This is a genomic window from Tateyamaria sp. (genome assembly GCF_059783535.1).
In genome coordinates this window covers 1-7292 of sequence record NZ_JBYNDP010000161.1, presented here as the reverse complement: position 1 = coordinate 7292, position 7292 = coordinate 1, and the positions used below count along the sequence as shown (strand labels likewise).

Genomic DNA, 7292 nt, shown 5'->3' with positions numbered 1-7292 from the left:
TGACCTTCGCCCCCATTGATCGGCGCCTGATTGTGCCGGACATGCTGGACGCAACGTCACGGGCGTGGTTGAACGCATATCACGCTGAAACTCTTGAGAAAATTGGCCCGCGCGTCTCGGATGAGACCCGGGAGTGGCTCGTACAGGCGTGCGCACCTTTGTAAGTCTGGTAGCACTTTCATTGATCTGTTACACCTGCCGTTCATCACGGTAGAACCACTGACGACAGGAGGCGCAGGCATGGCTGATCACATCACGATCCGCAAGGCACCCGGCACATGGACGGTACGTGCAGGAGGGGCTGTTCTGGGCGAAAGCAGCAATGCGCTTGAACTGAGCGAAGGCGACTACCCCGCCGTCATCTATTTCCCTCGTGATGATATCGCGATGGCCTTTCTTGATCGCACGGACAAGACCACCCATTGCCCGCACAAGGGCGATGCCAACTACTTTTCCGTTGTCACGAAGTCACAAACACTGGCCAACGCTGTCTGGACCTATGAGGACCCCATTGATGATGTCGCCCGGATCAAGGACCACCTTGCATTCTACGGCAAGGACGGCGTTACGGTCGAACAGATCTGATCTAGCTGTGCTCTTCCGCCGCCGTGGCAGCAAGTGCGCGGTTATAGGCCTTGAGCGCATCGACGTGGAACAAGGCCCCCTGTAGCTCGGGGGCGGCGTTTTCACCTGTCAGCGTAACCACCGGAATGAAGGGCACCATTGTGGTGTCAAAAATCGGCAGAGCCGCTTCAAGCGTTGCGCTTTCGTCGACATAGATGCCTTCGGTGATCATCTCCCAACAGCGCGATTCGTCGGCCATGCGGGCGTCCCCCGGCTTGCGCATAACCGAGCGTACCCGGAACATCGCCAGCAGGTAGGCCTGAGGACCAGCGGCAAGGTGGACCCCTCGGCGTTCCAGTTGGGTGAGGAAGAATGACCGATCTACCAGTCGCGAGGACAACGCTGTCGACATGGATACCGCCACCATCACGGCCAGACCCGTTTGCCAGTCGCCTGTCAGTTCGAACACGATAAGTGTGGTGGAAATGGGTGCGCCCAACACTGCAGCGGCGACGGCCCCCATGCCTGCAAGGGCGTACAATGTGACGGATCCAGAGACATCCGGGAAAATCCCTGTTGCCACGAGGCCAAAGCTGAGGCCTGTCAACGCCCCGATCATCAGTGATGGGGAAAAGACACCGCCACCCATACGCCCAGCCATCGTGACGGCCACCGCTGCTGTCTTCATCACGATGAACACCATAACCTCGTTCAAGGCCAGTTTCCCGGTCAGGGCCAAGGATGTGGTTTCGTACCCGACCCCGATGATGTGAGGATAGAAGATTGCCATGCCGCCCAATAGTGCGCCAGCGACCGCAGGGCGCAGCCAGCGTGGCATACCTGTGCGATGCTGAAACCGCGAGGCCACGTCATCTGTCCAGAAGATCGAGCGCATCAGAACCACCGACACGAGGCCGCATGTAAGGCCAAGCAGCAGGAATGCGGGCAGCTCCTGATAGAACACCAACTCGTTGGTGTCGGGCAGCATGAATTCGGTCACATCGCCAAATTCGAGCCGGTTGATGACGGTGCCCGCCACCGATGCGATGACGATGGGAGCAAATGCGTGAACGGCGAAGTGGCGCAGCACCACCTCAAGGGCAAAGAGCGCGCCAGCGATGGGTGCATTGAAACTGGCGGAGACGGCAGCCGCGACGGCGCACCCCAGCAGATCGCGCCCGGTGACGCCATCGGCCTTGATCCAGCGGCACACCTTGGTCGAGATGACGGCCGCGATGTGCACCACTGGCCCTTCACGGCCCGTTGAGCCCCCGGTAGAGAGCGTGATGAAACTGGCAAAGGCAGAGGCGACCCCGGCGCGCGTGCTCACCCGCCCGTCGCGTAGGGCGGCCCCCTCGATCACGTCGGCCACACTGCGGGCAACCGCATCTTTGGTGAAGTTGTGCAGGATCAAACCGGTGATCAAACCGCCAACAATAGGAATGATCAAAATCCAGTACCACGGCAGTGAGGATGCGAATGTGTGCAGGTATTGGACATCCTCGGTGCCGTACAGAAACGCCTGCAGCGCCTCGATCCCCTTGCGGAAAAACAACGCTGCAAATCCGGCGGCAATCCCGATGGCGAGGGCGATGAACCAGAACTGGATTTGGCTCGGCCCACGGTGCCGCAACACATGCCAACCGTCCTTGCACGCGGTGACCGCGAGGTCGAGTTGTTGGGACAAGATGGATCGGTCGGGGGCGGACATGGGGCCGGGCTACAAAGATACGTGGCTACTTCAGCGTTACGCCCTTTGCTGCGCCTGCGAAAGCCCCCGCTGCATCACAGTACGGCGACTGTGGCCTTAACCGCTCAGCAAAGCCCGCGCAGCACCACGAGCCTCATCAGTGATGGTGTCACCGGCCAGCATGCGCGCGATCTCGTCGACCCGCTCGGGTGCGGCAAGCGGTACAACTTGTGAGGTGGTCATTCCTTTCGACACTTGCTTTTCAACGCGCCAGTGATGTGCACCGAGCGCCGCCACCTGCGGTGAGTGAGTGACCACTAGCACCTGACCCGTCTGGGCAATCTGGCTCAACCTGCGGCCCACTGCATCGGCAGTGGCACCGCCAACGCCACGGTCAATCTCGTCAAAGATCATGGTCAGACCGGATTGCTCGCGCGTAAGACAGACCTTGAGCGCCAAAAGAAAGCGGCTGAGTTCGCCACCGGAGGCAATCTTGTTCAGCGGGCCAGATGGTGCGCCGGGGTTCGTTGCAACGGTAAACGCCACGGCATCGCGCCCGTCAGGCCCCGGCTCTTCATCGGTGATCTGGGTTTCAAAAACGGCGCGCTCCATCTTGAGCGGGGCCAGTTCTGCCATCACGGCCTTGTCCAACGCCTTGGCCGACTTCCGGCGCGCCGCACTCAATTTTTCTGCTGCCGCGTCATAGGCCGCCTCGGCCTCTACCACAGCAGATTGCAGACGACCCAGATCCGCATCTCCGGCATCCAGAGCAGTCAATTTCGCGCGCAGCCCATCCGCAAATGTGGCCAGATCATCGGGTACAACATCATGCTTGCGGGCCAGCCCGCGAGTGGCAAACAGCCGTTCCTCAGTGTCTTCCAGCTCGGTGGGGTCGAACGTCAGGTGATCCAGCGCAGACACGATGCCGTCTGTTGCCTCGTCCAGTTCGACCATCGCACGGGCCAGCGCGGCAAGTGGCGTGTCAAGCTGACCCTCCGCCTTGTCAGCCACACCATCGAGCCAGCGAATGGCATCACTCATCGCCCCCTCGGCCCCTTCTTGGCCAAGTATCTGATGCGCGCGCTGCACATCTTCGCGAATGCGTTCAGCCCCTTGCATCAACCTGCGTCGGGTGTCGAGCTCGGCCTCTTCCCCGGGTTTCGGATCAAGCGCATCCAGTTCGGCGACAGCATGGCGCAGGAACTCTTCCTCATCCCGGATGGCCGCCATCGCCGCTTCGGCTTCGGCCATGGCTTTGCGGGCTTGACCCATGGTGCGCCACGCCTTGCGCGTCTTGCCGCGTGCGGCGTCGAGATTAGCAAACTCATCCAGAATTGCCCGGTGGCCGCGTGGGTTCAGCAAACCACGGTCATCATGTTGACCATGCAATTCGATTAGAGTGTCTGACAGTGCCCGGAGCACTTCCCCGGAACAGCGGCGATCGTTCACCCAGGCCGTTTTGCGCCCATCTGCCGTGTTCACACGCCGCAGGATCAATTCGTCTTCGGCTGGCAGCCCAGCCTCGTCCAACACAGTCCGCGCGGGGTGATCATCCGTCAGGTCGAACCATGCCGTAACCTCGCCCTGCGCAGCACCCTGACGCACCAGATCCGCACGGCCGCGCCACCCCAGAACAAACCCAAGACTGTCCAGCAGGATGGATTTGCCTGCGCCGGTTTCTCCGGTCAGCACGTTGAGGCCCGGCTGGAATTGCAGTTCCAACCGGTCGATAATCAGCATGTCGGAGATATCCAACCCGCGCAGCATCAACAGACCCTCATTAAGGCCGACACGCCTTGCCCTGAGATCAGAGCCACCGCCCCCTGATCATCTGGCGATAGATTTGCGACAACCAGTTGTTTCCGCGCGCGTTTGGCTGAAGGCCCTGCCCCGTCAACAGATTGAAGCTGTCCTGATACCATTCCGTGGATTGGAAGTTGTACCCGAGGATCGCCCCAGCCGTTTGCGCCTCGTCCGTGAGGCCGAGGGACAGATATGCCTCGACCAAGCGGTGCAACGCTTCGGGCGTGTGGCTGGTGGTCTGGAAATCCTCGACCACAACTCGGAAACGGTTGATTGCCGCCGAAAAGTTGTCGCGCCGCAAATAGTAGCGGCCGATTTCCATCTCTTTGCCGGCCAAGTGGTCGAACGCGAGATCAAATTTCAGGATCGACGATCTGGCGTATTCGCTGTCCGGATAGCGTTCGATGACCTCGCGCAGCGATTGCAGCGCCTGAAAGGTCAGGCCCTGGTCCCGGCCAACTTCGTCGATCTGATCATAGTAGCTGAGAGCCAGCAGATACTGGGCATAAGCCGCATCATCATCATCCGGGTAAAAGTCGATAAAGCGTTGCGCGGCGGATCGGCTGTTCGGGTAATCCTTGTCGCGGTGATGGGCGAAGGCCTGCATGATAAGTGCGCGACGCGCCCAATCTGAATAGGGATAGAGACGTTCAATCTCAGAGAAGTAGAAAGCAGCCTCGGTCAGCTGTCCGCCTTCCAACTCAAATTCCCCGCGTTCAAAGATCTGTTCGGCGGTGAAGTTCTCCAGCGGCACTTCCTGGCGATTGAAGAAACCGCCCGTTGTGGGCCGTCCATTGCTGTTGCCGCATGCCGCAACCAACGTTGCGATTGTGACGACAGCCGCCAGGCGCGTAATGGATTTTCCGCGGGTCATTCCTTGCCACCCCCAAGATGCTCAGCACCGCCTGTTTCAGGCTGTTTGCCCGTCTCTAGCATAAAGTTTCGAGAGGATGAAATGACGATTTATCCGGACGGCGCGGATCAAGCGACTTCGGGGATTTCGTCCCATACCAAACCCGATCCGGGCAGGCGTGCGGTCATCTCTTCGTCGCATGTCACCATGCGCACAGCGCCGGGTGTTGCAAAGAGTTCACGCAGCAATTGGTTGGTCAACGTGTGCCCTGCCCGCGTGCCCGTGTAGTGGCCAATGATCGGCGCGCCGGCCAAGGCAAGATCGCCAAGCGCGTCCAACATCTTGTGGCGTACGGGCTCGTCCGAGTGGCGCAGACCACCCGGGCTCGATACCCGGTCTCCGTCAAAGACAACCGCATTGACACCCGGCGCTCCGCCCAGAGCCAAGCCATTGGCCTGCATCAGCTCTACGTCATCCTGACGGCAGAAGGTGCGGCTGTCGCTCAACTCGCGCGCAAAGCTGCCGTTGGACATATTCAGCGACTTCGACTGGCGTCCGATAGCTGGATCCGCGAAATCGATGTGGAAGTCGATCCGCACAACATCCGAAGGTGCAATGGTTGCTGTTGCATCGCCTTGGGTGACAGTCACCGGCTTCAGGACTTCGAACGCACGCACGCGTGCCGGAAGCCTGCGCAGACCGCGCCGCATGATGCCGCGCACGAACGGCAAGGCCGAACCATCGACAATCGGGACTTCGGGGCCGTCAATTTCGATCAGGGCGTTGTGAACACCACAGCCAGCAATGGCCGCCATGATGTGTTCGACGGTCCCAACCGATACGCCAGCCTCGTTCACGAGTGTCGTGCACAAAGGGGATTGGCGAACCACATCGTAGCGCGCCGGGATTAGCGCATCGCGATCCGTAACGTCAGTGCGCTGGAACCAGATACCATGCTCCGCCATGGCAGGGCGCACAGTCAAACGCGCAGGTTTTCCGGAATGCAATCCGCATCCGGTAAAAACAACTGGTCCTTTGACGGTCGTTTGCACGGGGTCCACCCACCACAGTTTCTGACACCGCCAGAGCTAAGGTGGAGTGATCAAACACACAACTCACTCTTTGCAACGGTATGAAACATGTATGTAACAGCTGCGCAGCAATGCGCGCATCACCCAGTAACTTCTTGAAAATACATAAGTAAAAGGGCTACCATATGGCAGCCCTCACACCGGTTTGTGACCGGATTTTAGTTCGCTTGGCGCCGCAGGAAGGCCGGAATTTCAATCCGCTCCTGATCTGGATCAACGGCTTCGGCCGGGCGCGGTGCGGGCGCCGGCGCCGGTGCAGCGCCATTTCCCTGGACCGGAGGCTGATGACGCGCGGGACGCTCCTGCCCTGCTGGCGCGCCTTCGGCTGTGCCTGTCATGCGATTGATCAAGGAGTTGATACCAAAGCGCGGCTTCTCTGCAGCCGGCGCGGCAGGCTGTTCGGTCTGTGGTGCAGGTGTTGCAGCAGGTGCAGCTTTTTGCGTGGCCGCGCGCAAACGCGCCAGTGCTTCGGGTGATGGTGTGCCAGGCGCCGGTGCGCGTGGTGCAACAAACTCTTCCGCTGGGGTAATTGCCGGATCCGGCTTTGGTTCGAAGAACGCAGCCACCTGCGGCTGGTATGCAGGCGGAGGCAGATCATCCTCTGCGGCGGCTGGCGTTTCATCCGCAAAGATGTCCTCGGCCATGTCTTGTGCGGCGACCTGTTGAACGTCCATCTCCTGGAACAACGATGGCTCTTCTGCGGCTGCCGCAACCGGGGCTGGTGCAGGCTCTGGCATCGGGTCCGCAACCGGAGCAGGCGCGAGTTCTTCCGATGTCACAGTCTGGCTCAGCGGTGCAGCCATCGAACGGCGCGGGACGGGGATTTCGCTTTGTACATCAGACGCGTCGATACCTGTCGCAACCACGCTGACACGCATGTTGCCTTCCATCGCCGTGTCGAGGGTCGAACCTACGATGATGTTGGCATCCGGGTCCACCTCTTCGCGGATGCGGTTGGCGGCTTCGTCCAGTTCAAACAGGGTCAGGTCGTGTGCGCCTGTGATGTTGATCAAAACACCCTTCGCGCCGCGCAGCGAGATTTCGTCGAGCAGCGGGTTGGCAATGGCCTTCTCGGCCGCCTGGATGGCGCGATCTTCGCCATCGGCCTCGCCAGTACCCATCATGGCCTTGCCCATCTCGTCCATCACGGCACGGACGTCCGCGAAGTCGAGGTTGATCAGACCTGGACGCACCATCAGGTCGGTCACCCCCTTAACACCTTGATACAACACGTCATCTGCCATGCTGAAGGCTTCGGTAAAGGTTGTTTTCTCGTTCGCCAGCCGGAACA

Annotated in this window: 7 protein-coding genes; 2 read left to right on the top strand and 5 right to left on the bottom strand. The window is 60.2% G+C overall.

Annotation, left to right across the window (positions count from 1 at the left end):
- Positions 1-14: 14 nt before the first annotated feature.
- Together AC6RA8_RS19880 and AC6RA8_RS19875 are read left to right on the top strand one after the other, a co-directional pair.
- Positions 15-164, top strand: coding sequence for a M24 family metallopeptidase C-terminal domain-containing protein (locus AC6RA8_RS19880; RefSeq protein ID WP_500355176.1), 150 nt, complete (start codon positions 15-17; stop codon positions 162-164).
- A gap of 76 nt (positions 165-240) precedes the next feature.
- The gene (locus AC6RA8_RS19875) at positions 241-585 is read left to right on the top strand and encodes a DUF427 domain-containing protein (RefSeq protein WP_500355174.1); all 345 of its coding nucleotides are present in this window, start codon (positions 241-243) and stop codon (positions 583-585) included.
- 1 nt (position 586) lies between these two features.
- On the opposite strand, the gene AC6RA8_RS19870 is transcribed toward AC6RA8_RS19875, so the two are convergent.
- The 5 genes from AC6RA8_RS19870 to AC6RA8_RS19850 all read right to left on the bottom strand — a co-directional run.
- A complete protein-coding gene (locus tag AC6RA8_RS19870) occupies positions 587-2275 on the bottom strand; it encodes a chloride channel protein (protein ID WP_500355172.1) in 1689 nt (562 codons plus the stop codon).
- 96 nt (positions 2276-2371) lie between these two features.
- Positions 2372-4021: a DNA repair protein RecN gene (recN, locus tag AC6RA8_RS19865; RefSeq protein WP_500355170.1), complete on the bottom strand. Its 1650-nt coding sequence runs from the start codon at positions 4019-4021 to the stop codon at positions 2372-2374.
- Between the two features lie 40 nt (positions 4022-4061).
- Positions 4062-4931, bottom strand: a complete 870-nt coding sequence (locus tag AC6RA8_RS19860) for an outer membrane protein assembly factor BamD (RefSeq protein WP_500355168.1) — start codon at positions 4929-4931, stop codon at positions 4062-4064.
- 107 nt (positions 4932-5038) lie between these two features.
- Entirely contained in the window at positions 5039-5962 is a 924-nt protein-coding gene (gene lpxC / locus AC6RA8_RS19855) for a UDP-3-O-acyl-N-acetylglucosamine deacetylase (protein WP_500355166.1), read from the bottom strand.
- A 197-nt stretch (positions 5963-6159) separates the two neighbouring features.
- A partial coding sequence (locus tag AC6RA8_RS19850) for a cell division protein FtsZ (protein WP_500355164.1) occupies positions 6160-7292 on the bottom strand: 1133 nt, incomplete at its 5' end.

Bases quoted from the DNA above. Each gene is read 5' to 3' on its own strand.
- recN (WP_500355170.1), bottom strand. From the start codon at position 4,021: ATGCTGCGCGGGTTGGATATCTCCGACATGCTGATTATCGACCGGTTG.
- AC6RA8_RS19860 (WP_500355168.1), bottom strand. From the start codon at position 4,931: ATGACCCGCGGAAAATCCATTACGCGCCTGGCGGCTGTCGTCACAATC.
- AC6RA8_RS19875 (WP_500355174.1), top strand. From the start codon at position 241: ATGGCTGATCACATCACGATCCGCAAGGCACCCGGCACATGGACGGTA.
- AC6RA8_RS19870 (WP_500355172.1), bottom strand. From the start codon at position 2,275: ATGTCCGCCCCCGACCGATCCATCTTGTCCCAACAACTCGACCTCGCG.